Annotated in this window: 12 protein-coding genes; 5 read left to right on the top strand and 7 right to left on the bottom strand. The window is 61.8% G+C overall.

The genetic code is table 11. The annotated features are described in order from the left end of the window. Positions 1–39: 39 nt before the first annotated feature. Entirely contained in the window at positions 40–603 is a 564-nt protein-coding gene (locus tag BM244_RS05670) for a TetR/AcrR family transcriptional regulator (protein WP_093397911.1), read from the bottom strand. A gap of 48 nt (positions 604–651) precedes the next feature. Between BM244_RS05670 and BM244_RS05665 the strand changes: the two genes are divergently transcribed. Further along, positions 652–1,395: a glutathione S-transferase gene (locus tag BM244_RS05665; protein ID WP_254784313.1), complete on the top strand. Its 744-nt coding sequence runs from the start codon at positions 652–654 to the stop codon at positions 1,393–1,395. 206 nt (positions 1,396–1,601) lie between these two features. On the opposite strand, the gene BM244_RS05660 is transcribed toward BM244_RS05665, so the two are convergent. Together BM244_RS05660 and BM244_RS05655 are read right to left on the bottom strand one after the other, a co-directional pair. Next, positions 1,602–2,495 (bottom strand): AraC family transcriptional regulator, encoded by an 894-nt coding sequence (locus BM244_RS05660; RefSeq protein ID WP_093398153.1) that lies wholly within the window; start codon positions 2,493–2,495, stop codon positions 1,602–1,604. 231 nt (positions 2,496–2,726) lie between these two features. After that, positions 2,727–3,341 (bottom strand): TetR/AcrR family transcriptional regulator, encoded by a 615-nt coding sequence (locus BM244_RS05655; RefSeq protein ID WP_093398152.1) that lies wholly within the window; start codon positions 3,339–3,341, stop codon positions 2,727–2,729. 79 nt (positions 3,342–3,420) lie between these two features. Between BM244_RS05655 and BM244_RS05650 the strand changes: the two genes are divergently transcribed. After that, a complete protein-coding gene (locus tag BM244_RS05650) occupies positions 3,421–4,356 on the top strand; it encodes an SDR family oxidoreductase (protein ID WP_093397909.1) in 936 nt (311 codons plus the stop codon). 688 nt (positions 4,357–5,044) lie between these two features. On the opposite strand, the gene BM244_RS05645 is transcribed toward BM244_RS05650, so the two are convergent. Then, positions 5,045–5,470 carry a MarR family winged helix-turn-helix transcriptional regulator gene (locus tag BM244_RS05645; protein WP_254784280.1) on the bottom strand — a complete coding sequence of 142 codons (426 nt, stop codon included), beginning with the start codon at positions 5,468–5,470 and terminating at the stop codon, positions 5,045–5,047. Positions 5,471–5,583: 113 nt separating this feature from the next. On the opposite strand from BM244_RS05645, the gene BM244_RS05640 reads away from it, so the two are divergent. Continuing rightward, complete coding sequence (locus BM244_RS05640) at positions 5,584–7,065, top strand: FAD-dependent oxidoreductase (RefSeq protein WP_093397907.1); 1,482 nt, start codon at positions 5,584–5,586, stop codon at positions 7,063–7,065. Between the two features lie 54 nt (positions 7,066–7,119). On the opposite strand, the gene BM244_RS05635 is transcribed toward BM244_RS05640, so the two are convergent. Continuing rightward, entirely contained in the window at positions 7,120–8,586 is a 1,467-nt protein-coding gene (locus tag BM244_RS05635) for a family 43 glycosylhydrolase (protein ID WP_368086052.1), read from the bottom strand. Positions 8,587–9,342: 756 nt separating this feature from the next. On the opposite strand from BM244_RS05635, the gene BM244_RS23015 reads away from it, so the two are divergent. Next, entirely contained in the window at positions 9,343–9,663 is a 321-nt protein-coding gene (locus BM244_RS23015) for a hypothetical protein (protein WP_175518077.1), read from the top strand. 331 nt (positions 9,664–9,994) lie between these two features. Here the strand turns inward: BM244_RS23015 and BM244_RS05630 are convergent, their stop codons facing one another. Together BM244_RS05630 and BM244_RS05625 are read right to left on the bottom strand one after the other, a co-directional pair. Then, positions 9,995–13,141 (bottom strand): DUF3857 domain-containing protein, encoded by a 3,147-nt coding sequence (locus tag BM244_RS05630; protein WP_093397905.1) that lies wholly within the window; start codon positions 13,139–13,141, stop codon positions 9,995–9,997. Between the two features lie 256 nt (positions 13,142–13,397). Further along, entirely contained in the window at positions 13,398–14,087 is a 690-nt protein-coding gene (locus BM244_RS05625) for a YoaK family protein (RefSeq protein WP_093397904.1), read from the bottom strand. 347 nt (positions 14,088–14,434) lie between these two features. Here BM244_RS05625 and BM244_RS05620 point away from each other — a divergent pair, with 347 nt between their 5' ends. Next, positions 14,435–17,911: a DUF3857 domain-containing transglutaminase family protein gene (locus BM244_RS05620; protein WP_093397903.1), complete on the top strand. Its 3,477-nt coding sequence runs from the start codon at positions 14,435–14,437 to the stop codon at positions 17,909–17,911. Positions 17,912–18,155 lie beyond the last annotated feature (244 nt).

Here is an 18,155-nt window from a genome sequence, read left to right as displayed (position 1 = left end):
CCCGCGACTTTTCCACGACACGTAATGCGTGCTTCGCCCCTACATGGGCAGCAGACCCGCATCCTGATAGTTCGCGATAATCTGGTCATACATTGATAAATCAGCGCGGCTCCTTGCCATGAGCTGCGCGCCTGAGACCGCTGCGAAGATGGCGCGCCCGCGTGCTGCAGCGTGGCTTGCGTCCACCAACTTCGCTTCGGTCAGACGGTCGGCGAGCCATGCCACATTTACGTCTGAGAAAGCCTGGATCTCGATCCTGATCGGCTGAGGCAGTTCATCATATTCGGCCGCCATGAAGCTTGCGAGGCACATGCGATTGTCGTTTGTCAGCGCCTTACGGAATGTTTCGGGATAGCGTTTCAGGCAGGCGGCGGGATCGCCGGTCTCGACGGCAAGGGCCTTCAAGGCGTCGGCAATGTCCTCGCGGTAGCGCCTGGCGACCGCGGCGCCGAGATCAGCCTTGCTCGGAAAATGGTAATAGATACTCGCGGCCTTGATACCGACGATGTTGGCGAGGTCGCGAAAATTCAACCCACCATAGCCTCGCGCCTGCGCGACAAGGCGTGCTGCAGCCAAGATGGCGTTTTTGGAATTGGAACTCATCGCTTCGCCTCCCCGGTGCGTCTACCATCCGACAGATAGTCGTTGACGGTGTCCAAGGAAAGGAATAGGCATCCTCTGTCTACCATCTGGCAGGTAGATTACGGAGATAGCGATGTGTTGATGATCTATGACTGGCACGCGGGGCCCTATCCCTCGCGCGTGCGCATTGCTGTCGCCGAACTCGGACTTACCTCGCACATCAACTTCACCTCGGTCGACCTTTGGACGGGTGAGCACAAACGCCCGGACTTTCTCGCAAAGAATTATTCGGGTACGCTGCCCGTCCTCCAGATCGAGGACGGCACGTATCTCGGCGAATGCACGGCGATCACGCAGTATCTGGACGCTCTTGGCGACACCCCGCGGCTGACCGGTACGACGCCGCGCGACCAGGGCATGATCCACATGATGACCAAGCGTGCCGAGATCGAATTTCTCGATGCGATCAGCGTCTATTTCCACCATGCCACGGCCGGCCTGGGACCCGACGTCGAGCTCTATCAGAATGCGGAGTGGGGCCTGCGCATGCGCGACAAGGCGCTACGCGGCGCGCGCTATTTCGACGGGGTCTTGAAGGATCAGCCGTATGTGGCGGGGAACGCCTTCTCGATGGCAGACATCACGGTCATTGCCGGTTTCGTCTTCGCAAAGATCGTCGGGCTGCAGATCCCGACCGAGCTTGTTAGCATTCATGCCTGGCATGCCCGGATGCTGGAACGCCCAAGCGTACAGCACTGGAAAGAGATGCATTTACCCAGCGAAGCAACAAACTCATCGCGGCCGGCGGTCTGATAAGCATAGCGGCTAACGACCCGCGCAGTATCAGCGGGCCGCCAGCACACCTCATGCGTGGCTATCATTCTCAAGGCGCCGCGTATCAGAATGGTTCGATCGCGAAATTGAACGGGCGGCCAAAGTTAGGAGGCGGGGGGGCGAACGCCCGTAACAGGGTCCTCGTTAATGCATGGAACGCACCGGCATCTTCCCATTGGCCGTCGCTATCGCAGCGGGAGGAACACGTCCGTTATTGCTTCATGGGCCGCCACGACCGGGAAGAACTTTTTGCGTTCACAATAGAGCGGGAAGTCCCGAAGTTCTTCGCCGCTTTCGGGCAACCAGTCGCGGTAGAGGTAGAGTGCTGCTGGCTCAAGGTCATCGCCAGCCGTGCCCAACACACGCAGGGCTGCTACTCTGCCGCCAGGAAGGGTTGTGGCTTCTACCCCGTCGTCATTGGGGGCTATCGCATAATTCGTAGCGACGCAGATTTGCATTCTGAACTCAGCCGGCGGGGTGACCCGCGTATCGGTCGGAAAAATACCGTAAATCGGCAAGTCCGGATCAGTAAGGCCATTCGCTTGGCGCCACGCGATGAAGCGCGCCACTGTGGCAGCGATCGTAGCCGGATCGCCAATATGCGTCATGCTCGCCACCGACGTTGATGGCAGCTCGCAAATGGTAACATCGTCGGGTGAAAAGCCGAACATCAACTGACTCCTTGCTTGATGAAAGGTTGAGAATGCCTCGTCTAGTGCGGCCCAGTCTGGGGCTGCGCGAAAGGCCGACGGTGCTTGTCCAAAGCGTTGGCGGAAAGCGCGGGCGAACGCGTCAGGAGCGTCATAGCCCGCTTCCAAGGCGACATCTGTCACGCTCGAGCTGCGCGAGTGGGCCAGACGGTGCGTGGCTCGCTTAAACCGGGCGAGTTGGACGTAGCGGTGTACCGTTAAGCCGAACAACGCCGTGAACTGGCGGTGGAAGTGGTACTTTGAAAACGCCGCGATTTCGCTCAACAGGTCAAGGTCTAGATCGTCGTCGAGGTGCCGATCAATGTGGTCGAGCACGCGCACCATGCGCGCACGGTAACGTTGGGGCGGCTCGACAGGGGCGTTCTTCATGGGTGCTTCGTAGCGCGGCTCGACCAGCGTGTGCTCGACCAATCTTGCTATTCTGCGTGACATACTCGCGCGAACTCGGCAGCGCCGCTCGCCTCACATGAACGGATGTCCGCTACCGGGTAGCGCAGACGATGCTGTAAGAGGTGGACTATGGGTCATGAAGGATTGTCCGTAAGCTGATCGTGCGGGATCCCGGGGAAGCGTGCGGTGACGACGCGCCACCACGCCCGATCACGTTGCGGCGTCGGTGAACTCGGCGGTGACCGCGGTGAATGCGTCTCGGATTACCTCGTGGAAGGGCCGGGCGCCGGCTTCCTGGTTGAACGTCTCGGATGCGAGGCGCATTGCGCCGACGGCAACCATCGCGAGCACTCGGAGCCTGGTCTCGCGCGCGGGCTCCGGCCAACGTTCCCGGAGCGCCGAGAAAAGCGCTTCCTCCTGCTGACGATAGCTCGCCTGCTTGCGGGCCTGCACCGACGCGCTGCCCCGCATCAAACGGTCCAGCGCCAGCATGCCGTCATGCGGGATCGACGCGCAGATGCTCAGCGCGGCGTCACGCACGAGCTCGAAGGGGGAGCCGGCTGGAGATGCCCGGCGGACCTCAGCGGCGAACATCTCACCGACATCACTCTGCAGCGACAGCAAGATGTCGTCCTTGGATTCGAAATAGTGAAAGAACGTTCGGCGCGAGATCCCCGCAGCGGCCGCGATCTCTTCCACGGTGGTCCCGTCGAAGCCCTTCTCGATGAACAGGCACACGCCAGAGTCCGTGATTCGGCGGAGCGTCTCGCGACGCTTACGTTCGCGGACCCCGACTAGTGGGGGTACACCAAGGGAATTGTTCACGAGCAAGCCTCGATAAATTAGTTGCACTGAGTGCAATTAAGATATTACACCGAGTGCAGAGTTTTTGAAAGGCGCAATCATGACCAAGTGGATGCAATCCGACATTCCAATTCAGCAAGGCCGGACAGCGATCGTAACCGGCACCGGGGGGCTGGGGTTCGAAGACGCCCTCGCGTTGGCGCGTGCAGGCGCCTCCGTCGTTGTTGCCGGCCGGAGTGCAGACAAGGGATCCAAAGCGCTGAGCAGGATCCTTGCGTTGGCTCTGTCAGCGCAGGTCCGCTTCGAGCAGCTCGATCTCGCGAGCCTCGCTTCGGTTGCGGCATTCGCTGACCGCATCTCCCAGCGGCACGAGATCATCGACATTCTCATCAACAACGCTGGCGTGATGGTTCCGCCCCGTCGCGAGGTCACCGCCGACGGCTTCGAGCTTCAGCTCGGGACGAACCACCTAGGCCATTTCGCGTTGACCGCCCATCTCCTGCCACTCCTGCGTGAGGGCGCGCGGGTGGTCTCGTTGTCGAGCGTCGCCGCGCGGGCCGGCGTCATCGACTTCGATGATTTGAACTCGGCCTGTAGTTACGCGGCCATGAGAGCATACAGCCAGTCGAAGCTGGCCTGCCTGATGTTCGCGCTGGAGCTGCAGCGGCGCAGCGACGCGATGGGCTGGGGGATCCGCAGCATCGCCTCGCATCCGGGTATCGCGCGGACGGACCTCCTCCGCAACGGACCGGGCCGCCACAGTCCCCACGGGCTGGCGAGAACGCTGCTGCCGTTCCTGTTCCAGCCAGCGAACCGTGGGGCGTTGCCGACGCTCTACGCGGCAACGTCGGCGGACGCCGCCGGTGGCGCCTACTACGGACCGGATGGCATCGCCGAGGTGCGCGGCTATCCGACGCTCGCGAAGCTACCGGCGCAAGCGCTGGATCATGCTGTCGCGGCGCGTCTTTGGCAGGTTTCCGAGGCGCTCACCGGCGTCAGCTTTCCAGACGGGCGTTCGCAGCCGGACGGCGCATAGAGAAGACGATCGACATTTTTGCGGGCCTCGGTCCCATGCATCTGATGAGGAGAAGCCGATGCAGATCGACGGCGCGGTCGTGGCAATCGCGGGGGCGAGCGGCGGGATGGGAGAGGCTTCCTCCCCTACCTTGCGGAGCGGGGCGCGAGGGTAGCGCTGGGTGCCCGGAACGAAGACCGGCTCCGTGGCCTGATCGGGGAGATTACCGGGCAGGGGGATCAGCGGCGCATCGCTCCGTCGACGTACGGCGGCGCGACGACGTCCGCGCGCTGGCGCGGGGGTCACACAGAAAAGGCAATTTCCTGGTGTTATACCGTGCGGAGGCGCTGGTTAATTGATTCGGGGACGCGAGCTCAATCAAAATATCGTGATGCCGACGGCGAATAACTCGTCGATGACGTGATCGGCTCCACCTAATCAAATCAAGATCCATGGCTTGCCTGTGACAGGATGAACCGCCGTCGGTTTGAACGGGCATTCGAAAAGGTCCGAACGCAACGCGTAAAGGTCAGACCCGCGCTAAAAAATGTTGTATTTGAGGGTGTTCGCCGAGATGCGAAGTGTCTCTATGCCAGGTTCGTCGAGGGCGTTACTCGCAGCCTTGGCTCCGATGACGAGATTTGCGTGGTATTGTTTGCCTTTGTCAGAAAATGCTCGGAACGCGAGGATCGGAAGAGCGGCTAGAACCTCAATTGGGTGGGGACGACGCGGGCTTCGCAACCAGACCTTGCGCCAGTTTCTCCAAGAGCTTCGTTAAATCGTCGAATTCTTCGCGACTCCAATCCTCAAACAGCGCGAGCGCCATTGTCTCCCGCGCGCGGTCGACTGCGTCCGTCGCGCATTTCCCCTGCAGTGTGATTCGAGCTTCCTTCACGCGGCGGTCGGTCGCGCCAGAGTGCCTCGTGACGAGACCGAGTTCTTCCAGCCGGGCGATCTGGCGACTGACCGTGGTGTAATCACGCCCGACCCTGCTTGCGAGATCGACGACCCCAATCGGTCCCAGGCGCTCGACCATCACTATGAGCGGGAACAGCGCGCGCTCGAGGCTAAGGCCTGCCGCATCGAGCATCACCGCATCCTGCTCAGGCCGATTGATGACACTGACGATCTCCATCAACGCACGATGCAACGATGGCAAATTCTCAATTATATGTGCATTATGCACTTTGTTTGTTGACACGCTCCGACTCCCTAGTGATATATGCAAAATACACATAGGAGCTGACGATGCAATCTGACCCGAACGTCGATGTCCTGATCGTGGGTGCGGGCGCTGCCGGCCTCACGCTGGCGGTTGATCTGGCACGTCGGGGCGTGACGTTCCGTCTGATCGACAGGCTGGACGGTCCGTTTCAAGGCTCGCGGGGCAAGGGCATCCAACCGCGTACGCTGGAAGTGTTCGAAGACCTTGGCATCGTCGACCGGATCGCTGCGGTTGGCAGTCCATATCCGACGCAGCGCGTCTACGGGATCGACGGAGGCTTCAAGGATGTCCAAGAGTTCAGCAACGTCCCGATGACGGATGCCGAGCCCTATGGGATGCCGCTGCTGGTGCCGCAGTTCCGTACGGAAGCGGTGCTCCGAGACCGGCTCGTCGAGCTAGGCGGCCGGGTCGAGTATGGCGTAGGCTTGGTGAGCGTCGTCGATGACGGAGGCGGGATCGTCGCGGGCGTCGCTGGCTTGGAGGGTAGGCAGACTATCCGCTGTCAGTATCTTATCGGCGCGGACGGTGGTCGCTCATTCATCCGCAGGGCATTGGCCGTCGAGTTTCCGGGAAAGACGCTCGGCGTCCGGGCCATTGTCGCCGATATCGAGATCGATGGCCTTGGCCGCGACGTGTGGCATCGCTTCAACGAAGGTGACATGGCGCGACAGATATCCTTCTGCCCCTTGCCCCATGGCGACGTGTTCCAGTTGCAGGCACCGATCGCGCTCGATGGTGACGTCGACCTGTCCGTCGCGGGCGTGCAGGCATTCATCGACGAACGGCTTCCTACGCCAGCCATCCGCGTACGCGCCGTCCACTGGGCATCGGCCTATGCGATGAATGCACGGCTCGCCGAGCGATACCGGGTCGGCAACATATTCCTCGTCGGCGACGCCGCGCATATCCATCCGCCGACGGGCGGGCAGGGCCTCAACACCAGTGTGCAGGATGCCTATAATCTGGGGTGGAAACTGGCAGCGGTGCTGGCGGGCGCCCCGGAGACGCTGCTCGATACGTACGAAGAGGAGCGCCGACCTATCGCCGCAGCTATGCTGGGACTGGCGACAGGGTTGCTGGACAAGGCGAAGCATGGCGACATGCGTCGCGGACGGGACGTGCGGCAGCTCGATCTCGGCTATCGTGGATCATCGCTTGCCTTCAGAACCAAGCTCGCGGACGGTATCCAGCCGGGCGACCGTATGCCCGACGCGGTTCTGCAGGGTGCTGCCGGGCAGCCGCGCCGCCTGTACGATCTGCTCGCCGGGCCGCACTGGACGATGCTGGCCGCCGGCAATGCGGACGAGCCAGCCCGTCCCGGACTGAACGTCGTGACGATCGGTCGGGAAGGACAACTCCTGAACGGCAACGGCCAACTGGGCCTGGCGACCGGCGAACGACGTCTCATTCGTCCGGACGGCTATGTCGGGGGGCGCTTCAGCGCTGACGAAACAGACGCCATCACCCGCTATCTCGCCCAGGTCCTGCCTCCTCATCGATCGTGATCGAACACCGCAACTCGCTCCCCGCCGCCGGTCGCGGTGGGGAGCGTCTGCGAGCTACCCGCGTGTGTGATACGTCAGCCGCCGGAAGGTGACGTCGCCCGAACCCGAGGCGAACAGCGCGGGGCGGAGGCTGATGAAGCCATCGGCCATGTTGTGATTGTAGCCGGACACCTCGTAAGAGACGACCTTGCGCCAGGGCTTGCTCCCCGAGCGGACGTAGAAGGTGGCGACATTGTCGTCGTTGATGACCCGCATCGACATCTGCCGGCCTTCGGCGGGTCCCGCCGGCGGATACCCCGGCTCGCGGCCGACCTTGTAGGTGTGCAGCCTGGCCTCGTCCGCACCCAGCCCAGCGAAGAGCTTGCCGTCGTAAAACAACAGAAGGCCGCCCTGGGCGGCGCCGCGCAGTTCGATGTCGATCGTCACCTCGTATGCATGGTCGCCGGCGATAAATGCCAGCGGCGACGACGTGGCCGGGCCATCGCCTTGCCCGTTCAAGGTCAACTCACCGGCGGCGATCCGAACACGCTCCAGATAGTCCGGCTGGGGTGAGAAAAATGCCAGGCGCCGACCGAGATCGCCGGGCACGAACGGGCCCGACAGACTCATGCCCGAACCGCCATCGCGCCCGCCGCGGGGCGTTGGCAGCGATGTCGACAAGTCGCCACCCGTCGCGCGTGGCCAGCCATCGGCATCCCAGACGAACGGCTCCAGCAACATCTGCCGCCCGAGCGTGCGGTACCCGTTTTCATAGCCGTGATAGGCCAGCCACCATCCGCCCGAGGGCCCCTGCACCGGAGTGGCATGCCCCCGCGACCACCACGGCTCCGCGGCATTGGCCGTGCGGACGAGAGGATTGCGAGGATCGTTCGTCCACGGGCCATGTATCGAGCGTGATCGGGCGACGATTACCATGTGGCTGGTCGGTGGTCCGGCGGTGCCGCCCTGTCCCGAGAACAGATAATACCAGCTGTTGCGCAACAGGACCTTCGGCCCTTCGAGCGCGGGCGCTTCGATGATCCAGTCCGTGGGTATGGGCCAGCCGTCATAGACCTGTTCGACAGGCCCGTCGCGGCGCAAGCCGTCGTCGCTGATCCGGACGCGTGCGCCGCCGTTCAGGAAGAGATAGCGCTTGCCGTCTTCGCCGACGGCATGGCCGGGATCGATATAGCCCTTGATGCCCATATCGACGGGATCGCTCCATGGTCCGCGCATGGTCTCGGCGTGGACGACGAAGATCTTGCACGGAATCTGAGGGCCTGCCGCGAAGGTCGGATCGGTCGCGTTGAAGATCGGGATGTAGATGACATAGCGCCCGTGGTGCTTGGCGATATCCAGCGCCCACACCGATCCGAGCGGTTTGCTCAGAGCGGCACCGACCGGCGCCCAGTTGACGAGATCGTGGGAGTGCCAGACGATGACTCCAGGATAATAATCGAACGACGAAAATGTCGCCCAATAATCCTCACCGTCCTTCAAGATGTTGGGATCGGGGCGATCGCCTGACAGTACGGGGTTCACGTAACGACCGTTCCGGAGATCCGCTCGACGTTGCCCGTCAGGCCCCGCACGGGATTGTTTTGCAACCTCGGTAACTGGCCGTGATCGCCCCTCCGCGGCAGCGGATCGCTTAGCTTCGTCCGGCGTCGCCAATCCGGCGGCAGATGCGAGGCCTAGCGCCAGGGTATCCCTTCGCGAAGGATCCATTTTCAACTCCGTAGCCACGTTGAACGTCGTGCTTGTGGGCCAGCGTTCCTTCGCTCGCAACCGATCGCGGAAGCGTGGTGGCGGTAATCGTGGCAAGGAACGAGGGGACGTAGCGATCCAGGCCTGGTTGTTCCAATGCTCAACCTGCTCGGGCATTCCAGTCGCTAAGCTGTCTCAGGGCTCGGTGCCCGACATGAACGGGCAACTGAAGTCGGGTAGCAACATCTGCGAGACTGAGCGTTTACTCATGGTCTGGCCGGAAGCTTGGGCGGGAATGCATCAGCCCAATTTTCGCTATTGAAGAGTTGAGGGCGGAGTCGATAAGCCGTCAGTTACTCGGGTCTCTAGGCGGCTAAGCGTTGACCACGACAAAGTCTTCGGTCGCACCCATGTGGCAGCGGAACTGGCTAATCTAATGGCTACTGAAACGGCAAGTCCGCAAGCGTCGACGCTGCGGTACGTCCTTCGCACACCAGCGCTCGATGAACATTTACAAAAGCTCGCGGTTACCGCGTCTCGGCCTTCGGTTCGGGCTGTGGCCTTCGGTGCGCTGATCGACGGCAGGGCTGAATGGCCTTCCAGGACGGCTTGGCTTTGAATCGACAAATCGATCGGATTGTGGCGACGGGAGACGGTCGACCACCGCCCACTGGCAACTACTTCGCCAAGACACGCTTTCATCCAGTTGGGTATCAGCAACAGATCATCCGCAGTGCGCAAAGTGGCGCTGACAGGCATTATTCGACAGCTACTCGAAACGGCGGAGTCTGGCGTTTTGCCTGCACCTTTCACGTCGGATCGATAGCCATCGGTTCAAGGAAAAGCGCAGTTTATTCTGCGTCACATAACAGTTTAGTTGAAATGAGCAGCGAAGGTCTTGCGATAGGCTGAAGTTCTAACGTCGAACATCGCTACTCGTCTCCTGAAATCAGCCTGATCGCTTCCCACTCTTTTTGAGACATTCGCAAGTGGAAATCCGGGCGGCAAAATCGGTCTTATCGCGAACATGAATCAGCGTTCCGAAGTTTGGAAGCGAGGCAAAGGGCATGAACGTCACTTAATGGGTTCTCATGGTATCTGCTCTCCAACGTGCTCGAGGAGTTGTTACAGCGATGTCAATTGGAACTACGCTCAGAATAGTCGCATCTGGCCGCTAATGATCAGGCCGTAGTTATCGCATACCGCTGGCCCCGGCACACTTTGATTATAGCGCGGAGACGGGTTACCACCCCTCGGGTGGAGTTACCCCGTAGCCAACGAAATCGGCTCGGACAGATGCGGTGATTCGTTCAGCGGCCGCAAGGTCCGCTTTCGCGCGGACCTCGTCGCCTTTTTGCGCATAAGCGATGCCGCGACCAAATAACGACGTGGGCAGATAGGGATTGAGGGCTAGCGTTCTACTATAGACGGAAATGGCTTCGTCCAGACGTCCCAACCGGAGCAACACGAAGCCATCGCTGTCGAGATAGCTGGCCTCGTTAGGCGCCTTGGCAAGCAGTTCCGTGCAGTCTTTCAACGCAGATTCAAGCATGATTCCGCTCGTCGCCTTTTGCCAGCAGAGTTCGTTGATGGCCTCGGCGACATTCTTTCTTGTCCTCGCCGCGGCGAAATCACGGTCGGCTGCGGCCATGTCGCCCGAGCGCGCAAATACGATCCCTCGGGCTATCAGAATCGCGACGTTCTCAGGCGCCCTCGCGATCGCTTGGGTATAAAACTTGCTCGCTTTGGCGAAGTCTCCATCACCGGCAGCCAATTCGCCGCTGGCGATCAAAACACCGGCATCCGCAGGCTCAAGGCTAAATGCGGCAGCGATGTCCGCCTGCCGCCCTTTCGGATCGCGGACACCTCTGTGACGCGCACGGTCAAGATAGATCGTTGGATCGGACTTGATTGCCAGCGCGCGCGCATAGTCCGATTCCGCAACTGTCGAGCGGCCCATTTCGGCTTCGTAGTTCGCTCGACGGGTCAGAACATAGGGATTGTCGGGCAGGGCCTCTACCCGAGCGGTCATGTCTGCGATTGCGTGGTCCACGTCGCCCAGCCGAGCATAGGCAGCGGCGCGATGGTCCAAGGAATAATCGTCGCCTGGCTCGCTCTTTAGGGCGGACGTGTAGGCCGCGACCGCATCCGCCGGTCTGTTTTCCACGTCGGCGAGCATACCACGTGCGATGAATGTCTGACCAAACCGGGGGTTGATTGCATCGGACTTGGCGAAATCCGCGCGGGCGCCTGCGTAGTCGCCGGCCTGAACGCGCGTTATCGCGCGATTTGCCCAAGCGTAGACGTTCGTCGGGTCCAACGCCGTCGCCTTGTCATAATCTTTCAGTGCTTCGGCGCGCATGCCACGCCCAAGAAAAACCAGCGCACGGGAGACATAGTCTCCGGACGTGGTTGGTTCGTCTGCACGAGCCGCCGCGAGGTCGGCGTCGGTAGTCGCATACCCCATCGGCTTTTCTACACGCGCAGCCTTTTCGAAAAGCGCCCTGAGAGCAATTTGCGCGGCAGGGGCTGCATCGGCGGGAATTTCCGGCACAGTGCTGCGCTCGGTCTTCTCGATAGCGTATACGTTGTTCTGGATCGTCGCGTGCCGCTTGTAGTGCACGCCGCCGGTGATCTGGTCGATCTCCGTCGCCGTGCTGACGCGGAAGTCGCCTTGTCCTCGGGGCAGCAGGATGGTTTCGCGCGTCCGTTCGAAATAGGGGTAGGGGACGGCGAAGGGCGCGTTCTTGTCGGTGCCTGCGTCCCGGCTGAAGTCTGCTCGATACCCAACGCGCGTTCCGTCCGTCTCGTAATTGTCGCCCGCCCAGTCCATCTTGGCGGTGCCGGTCATCGTCAGTCGCTGCTCGCCCTTTGTCGCATCATAGGTCGCGCCAACGGCTTTGATCTCGATGAAGCTGTACTGATTTTTCCAATATTCCCGCAATGCGTTGTCGCGCGCAACGCCGACGAAATTGGCGAGGTTGGCCCGCAACTGGATGGAATCGTCGCCCCGTACGATCGTCTCGACTGTAGCTGGCGCGGCGCTCGTCAATCCCGAGGTCGCGTCGATACGGATCGTGGTATCGCGTATCGGCGTATCTGCAGGGGCCGGGAGCATTCGGATTAACGTCGCACCGCTCGCGCGTAATGGTAAGCCCCAGCCGAAAGTCGGCACCGTGAGGCGATCCAGGCTGGTGTCGCCGGTCCGCGTTCCGTCGAGCCAGTAAACACGTGCTCCGATCGTTGCGCGGACGAGGACATGGTTGAACAGTCCGACCATGGGAAGCCGTGCGTCCATCCCGTCGCCGACCAGCGCATTGACCATCACCGGTTCGGCCTCGATGTCCATCGCACGGAGCAGTGCGAGCAGTAGCACCGTCTTACCCTTGCAATCGCCAAAGCGACGCGACCAGGTCAACGCGGCATCGGCTGGGACATAGCCACCCATGCCCATCATCAGAGCGACGTAGCGTACGCGGTCCTGCACCAGTGCAAGTGCAGCTTCCGTGCGGGTCTTGGCGTCTGGCGAAGCCTTGATGATCCGTTCCGACTCGGCGCGAAGCAAACCTTGCGCAGGCAATGTTGCCGCCTTGTCATACAGCGGTGCCATCAGCGTGCCGAGATCTGCCCAGGAACCGAAATCCGTGGCCTCGATCATTCGTCCAAGCGCAAAACGAACCGGCGCACCCTTGGGGGGCTGGATAGGCTGGACATCGTCGATGGTGAATTCGACGCCCGCCAGTCCGCCCGCCTTGACCGGTTTGAGCGCCGGTAACCCGCCCACCTGACGCAAGCGGATGGGCAGTGTGGTCGGCCATCGCAGGCGGACATGCGCCCGCCCGATCGTAAAGCCGTTCCATGCGGCGGCGATTTGTTCGGCATGTCCCTGCATCGTCGGGTCGCTCGACGAGACGGATGCGGCGAAATCGACCACGTCGCCGACCTGCAATCCTTCGGGCTGAATGTTGGCGGTCAACACCCCGTCAAGGGTCGCGCTCTCCAAATTCTGTTCGCGTCGCACCACAGTGAAGGTCTGGCCCGCTGCCAGCACGTCGATGATCTGATCGCCACGCCGTATCACCAGCTTGTGGATCGTCAACGTGTCGGTTTCGGGCCGCCAGGGAAAGGAGATGTTGCCCGCAGCCAGGCCCTGCGGCGTTTGGATCTTGAGCGCGATTTCGGTGAAAACGGTCTGGCGACCGCGGTCGAGCGAGATCTGCTGGTCCGACAGAAGAATATGGACCGGCGCGTCATCCGGTTTGGCTCGATCGGCCGGGATCGCGAGCGGCTTCACCCAAGCCGGTGCCGGCGCGATTTCCGGCTTGTCTGCAGCGTGCGCTCGCGCTGTCAGTGCGCCAGTGACGACCAGTGCGAGAACCAGCTTTTTCATATACCCCGCCTATCGTTTTTGGAACGATAGCGGACCGAAGATCAAATGCCAGAGCGAGAACGCTTACGGCGGCTCAAAACCTGAATTATCGGCTACATCTATCTCAATCGACGTCGCCGCTCTTCTTCTAGCCAAACCGGCAAAGCCGCGAGAATGAACAAGCGGCTGGTTTTTGGAATCCCCGAACGGGAATGCACGGCCGAATATGGGTCCAAGAGAACCGGACGATAGCGAAGCGTCGTTGATCCTCAAACCCTCAAACCTTCGAATCGTCCGCTAACAATGCCTGTAGTTTGCGGCGCTCCGCCCGCAAGGGCCCGAGCACTGCCGTGCCTGCCAGCAATAGTGCGGCAAATGCGGTTGCGATCCACAGCGCGTCTAAGCCGAGGATCGGAAACGTTGAGGCGCCTGCGGCCGCGCCCGCGACCAGCCCTAGCCACAACATCAGATAAGGGGCCCAGGCAAAGCGGGGCCCCCCGGCAAGCGAGGTTGCCATATGCTGGCCGAACTTCACGAGCGTGCCCGTCATGTAGGTTACCCCAACACTGACTTCGCCGTCGTGCTGGAACACCGCGTTTGCCGACCCCATAGCGCAGGCCATGAGCAGTGGCGCGCCGATAGTATCTCCTACTAGCGTGGCGGTCTCCGCAGCCAGCGCAAGCTCTAACGTTAGAAGCCCCAAAACCGCCTGCTTACGCCATTGGCCTGCCATCCGCCCAACGGTCGCGCCTATCATCACGCCCGCGACGAACCCTGCAATTAGCGCCCCTGCGAAACGGCTGCCCTGCACGGCGCTAGTGATGCCGACTGCCATACGCGTCGAATTGCCGCTCATAAACGATACGAACAGTCCGCCTAGCTTCAGAAAGCCCAGTGCATCGACAAAACCAGCAAGCGCGGCGAGGCCGATTGCCAGCAGATGGTGGCGCTTTTCATATCTACGCATGGCGTATCATAGGACCAGCGGGGACGAAGGGTAGTCGCTATCGGTGCTCTCATCGCCCTTGAAACTCATCGCGTCCTAAACGTTGGATCTGTAATTCGCCGCATTTGGCGGTAAGCAAATTGATGTCAGTGCTCTAAGGTCCATGACCATTCGACATCGTCTTCGTACATGACCGGATGCTTGAAGTTGGGAACGTCCGGCGTCTTGGGGCATAGTGCGGTGTAGGTAGGGCTGGACCGTGGAATGAACTTGTAAGAGATAAGACGACGTCATAGCACGCAATATCAGCGGGGGCTAAAACAGACGTGTGTATATATTTCAGGTCGCGTTTCGCGGTCACGCTTGTCATGCTGTTCTCCAGCGTTGCGGCGGTAGCCGCCCATAGCAGCGACTCGTCGGATGGTCCGATCAAGCAGTCACCCATTAAGCTGGCCGCAACCAAGGCTGGCACCCTCACACCTGTTGTCGCTGTCGAAGCCAGGGCCGAGTGGGTCCGCGACCGCGCTATCCCTGAAGCCACTGCGGCCCGCGTTGAGCAAGCGCAGAACGGCATCGCCTACCTGCTGACAGACGAGCAATACCGGACAAGGGCGGACGGACATGACGACTGGTTCCGATCGTCGAGCAAGGTCACGAACCGGAGCGGGCTCGAGTCCGCCGGCCAGATTGCAGTGACGTATAACCCGAGCTTCGAGAGCATCGCACTCAATTTCGTCCACCTGATCCGCGACGGCAAGGTGATCGACCTGACTCGCGAGACGCAGTTCCGCGTTGTCGAGCGGGAGAGCGATCTCGACGACGGCATCGTTAGCGGTACGCTGAAGGCGATCGGTAACCTGCGCGATGTCCGGGTCGGCGACATCGTCGATTACGCGACCACCGTGCATACCAGCACACGCCTGTGGCCGAACCATGCCTTCTACCATTTCTCGCAGCGCTATTCGGATCCGCTGGCGGTGCGCGCGATACGGCTCGTCTGGCCGACGGGAATGACGCCGTCCTACAAGGCGATCAACAGCGATATCGCATTCTCCACCAGCAAGACCGCGGAGGGTACCGAGTGGGAGTGGATCGCGCAGGATCCACCGGCTGTGCGCGGAGAGGACGCCGTCCCTCCGACGGCCTTCCAATGGGGGCGCGTCGACGTATCGACGATGAAGGAATGGTCGGAGGTGGCTCGCTGGGCAATCGGGTTATACCAAGGCGACGACAGTCTGCCCGCGAATTTTGCGGCCCGTCTGGACGCGATCGCGGCGGCTTGGCCCAAGCCGGGCGATCGGCTCACCGAGGCGATGCGCTACGTTCAGGACAACGTCCGCTATGTCGGTGAGGAACTGGACGAGGGATCCTATGTCCCACGTCGGCCAAAGATCGTAATCGAGCGAGGCTATGGCGACTGCAAGGACAAGAGCCTGTTGCTGGCGGTCGCCTTGCGGCACTTGGGCATCGATGCCGTACCGGCTCTTGTCACTACTCGGGCTGGCGAGCGCCTGCCCGACCGGCTGCCCTCGGCGCTCGAGTTCGATCATGTAATCGTGCGCGCGGTGATCGACGGCAAGCCGATTTGGGTCGATGCCACGGGTGCGCATCGCGGCGGCCGCGGTGTCACGATCACACCCTCCGACCTCGGTTATGCCCTGCCGATCCGCGCCGGTCAGGTCGCTCTCGAACGGATCGACGGCTTCGGCGAGCGTGCCGGCCGCATGACCGTGCTCGAGCGCTTCACGATCGACGAGGCGGCCTCGGTTGCGTTGACGCTACGGGTCGAAACACGCTTCACCGGCGCGCGTGCCGATACGACGCGTGCAAGCTGGGCTGCGAGCTCGCCCCGGAAGCTCGCTGACGGCAATCTCGACTTCTATCGTCAGCGTTTTCCCGGGCTGATCGAGAGCAGGCCTTTGGAACTGGGTGACGATCGCGACGGCAATGTGCTGACGATGGTCGAGAGCTACACACTGCCGCATGAGGCGTTCGTCAAGGCCAACCTCGGTACGAAGCTGGTGACCCGGGCCTATGCGGTGCAGGGCATTCTGCCGGACCGCCAGGCCAATCCGCGCATGCAGCCGCTCGGGCTGACGGATCATATCGTGAACGATCAGACGATCGAACTGCACATCACCGATCGCGTCCTTGAAGGCTTGGCCGATATCGACACGAGGGCAGGCCCGGTCACGTTTTTCCGCCACACCAGCAAGGTCCCCGATGGCCTGCGCATCGACTACCGGATCACCACCGGAGATCGTTCCGAAGTGACCGCGGCCGAAGCCGGACCGATCTATGGGCTATCGGACCAGCTGAAAGACGAGAACGGGATCGAATTCCATCTCGACAAGGCTGCGCGTTCCTCGGCGACCCCGGTGGGTATCGACGTCGCAACCTGGACGGCAATCAAGGCCGATATGGAGAAGGTCGTCGCGCTCACCCAGAAGGAGGACCAGCCGTCCAGGTTGGAGGCCTTGTCGTTGCTGGCCGTCGCGTTCGCGAAGGTTGCGCATCCGTCCCCGGCGGCTGGCCTGATGGACGGTATAAAGGGCGCGATCCTGGCCGAGTTGCGACGGCCCCAGGTTGCGTTGGCGGCGTTGCGGTCGGCTACTGGGCAATATAACGGCAATCCAACGGTGTATCGTTTGTGGATCGGTTATGAACTCGATCTCGGGACGGGCGAGACCGTCGCGCAGGCGATGCGGCGGACCAGCAAGGTCCAGCCGGAGGTCATCGCCTCGCTCGATCCGCAATATACGCGTCTTGCCCTGCAAAAGGCGCAGGCGCTCCCGGCCGAAAAGCGCGAAGCCGTTCGCGGCGATATTTGCATTGCGCTGGCCGAAGGTGGCTGGCAGCAGGCGCCACGTACCTCTTTCGGCAATGCGATGCTCGGCTGCGCGATCACCGCGCATAGCCTGCGCGGCGAATTGACGGAGGCCCGCGCACTCCTCGCAAAGGCTCCCGCGACCGATACGCTGGTGACTCTGGCGATCGACCGGCGTCACCGCGCGCTGTGGCCCGACGTCGACCGGTTCGGCCAGGATGGTTTTCGCAAGAGCCTGGAGCTGGAATCTGCGCGCGCAACGACCGCAGTCGCTGCAGCGCCCGGGAATTACGAAACGGTGATGACCCGCATGCAAACGTTGCGCGCGCTGGGGCGGTTCGAGGAGGCGCTGGCCGCGGGCAAAGCGCTCGCCAGCGACAAGGCGAAGGTCGAGGTCGCGGGCAGTGACGGGTTCTGGCTCGTCAACGAATATGCCTACGACCTGCGCGCAATCGGACGGATGGATGACGCGATCGCGGCGATCGACTCCGTGCTGTCCCTCGGCACTGATCGCTACCCCGAACTCGTGTCGCTCGCCATCAACCGCGCCGAGATGCTGATCGCCGCGGGCCGCTACCAAGCCGGGCTCGACAGCCTGGCCGAGGTCGAAAAGCACCCCGAGCAAATCAGCGCCTATGGAATGACGTGGATCTGGGCCAATCAGGCGTGCGCGATGCACGGGCTTGGCCGGCCAGACGATGCCGAGGCCATGGAGGTCAAACTCGCCACCAAGCCCTCCGACAATTGGAGCGCGGTGACCGCGGCTGCCACATGCCGGAACGACAGCCAGGCGATCGCCGACCTGCTGATCGCACGTCTGCGGGACGACGACGCGCGATCCGCCGCGATCGGGTTGTTCATCGGCTTCGCCGTGCCCGAGGCGCACACGCCTTCAGAGACCCTCCGTCGCGATGCGCTGACCCGCGCGCGCGCCATGCCGGCCGTGCAGGCAGAATTCGCGAAATACGGCCGGACCATCCGCTACGCCGGGACGATTCAAGGCTGGAACGATTATTGACGGTCCGGACCTGACTGAACGTTCGGAAGGTGGGCGGAGCCTGATATCGATCGCTCGTATGTCGGCGCGTTCCAGAGGCGCCTGGAAAGCGGACGAACCTCGGGGCGGTCAACACGGTCGAGTGTGGTCGCTACCTCGCGAAAAGTTCGTTTTCGGGACGCTGGAGAAGGGTTCCTTACCGAATCCATTCGCTACTCGTAGAAGATCGCTGCTGAGTTTTTGATTGGACACAACTAAGAACTTC

Source organism: Sphingomonas sp. OK281 (assembly GCF_900115295.1).
In the GTDB taxonomy this organism is placed as follows: Bacteria; Pseudomonadota; Alphaproteobacteria; order Sphingomonadales; family Sphingomonadaceae; genus Sphingomonas.
The sequence above is the reverse complement of the archived record's forward strand: the minus strand, read 5'-3'. Positions and strand labels throughout refer to the sequence as shown.

What these genes read in the sequence shown, in the direction of transcription:
- BM244_RS05640 (WP_093397907.1), top strand. Translation starts at nt 5,584, where the DNA reads ATGCAATCTGACCCGAACGTCGATGTCCTGATCGTGGGTGCGGGCGCT.
- BM244_RS23015 (WP_175518077.1), top strand. Translation starts at nt 9,343, where the DNA reads ATGGCCTTCCAGGACGGCTTGGCTTTGAATCGACAAATCGATCGGATT.
- BM244_RS05645 (WP_254784280.1), bottom strand. Translation starts at nt 5,470, where the DNA reads ATGGAGATCGTCAGTGTCATCAATCGGCCTGAGCAGGATGCGGTGATG.
- BM244_RS05650 (WP_093397909.1), top strand. Translation starts at nt 3,421, where the DNA reads ATGACCAAGTGGATGCAATCCGACATTCCAATTCAGCAAGGCCGGACA.
- BM244_RS05670 (WP_093397911.1), bottom strand. Translation starts at nt 603, where the DNA reads ATGAGTTCCAATTCCAAAAACGCCATCTTGGCTGCAGCACGCCTTGTC.
- BM244_RS05620 (WP_093397903.1), top strand. Translation starts at nt 14,435, where the DNA reads ATGCTGTTCTCCAGCGTTGCGGCGGTAGCCGCCCATAGCAGCGACTCG.
- BM244_RS05630 (WP_093397905.1), bottom strand. Translation starts at nt 13,141, where the DNA reads ATGAAAAAGCTGGTTCTCGCACTGGTCGTCACTGGCGCACTGACAGCG.
- BM244_RS05660 (WP_093398153.1), bottom strand. Translation starts at nt 2,495, where the DNA reads ATGAAGAACGCCCCTGTCGAGCCGCCCCAACGTTACCGTGCGCGCATG.
- BM244_RS05625 (WP_093397904.1), bottom strand. Translation starts at nt 14,087, where the DNA reads ATGCGTAGATATGAAAAGCGCCACCATCTGCTGGCAATCGGCCTCGCC.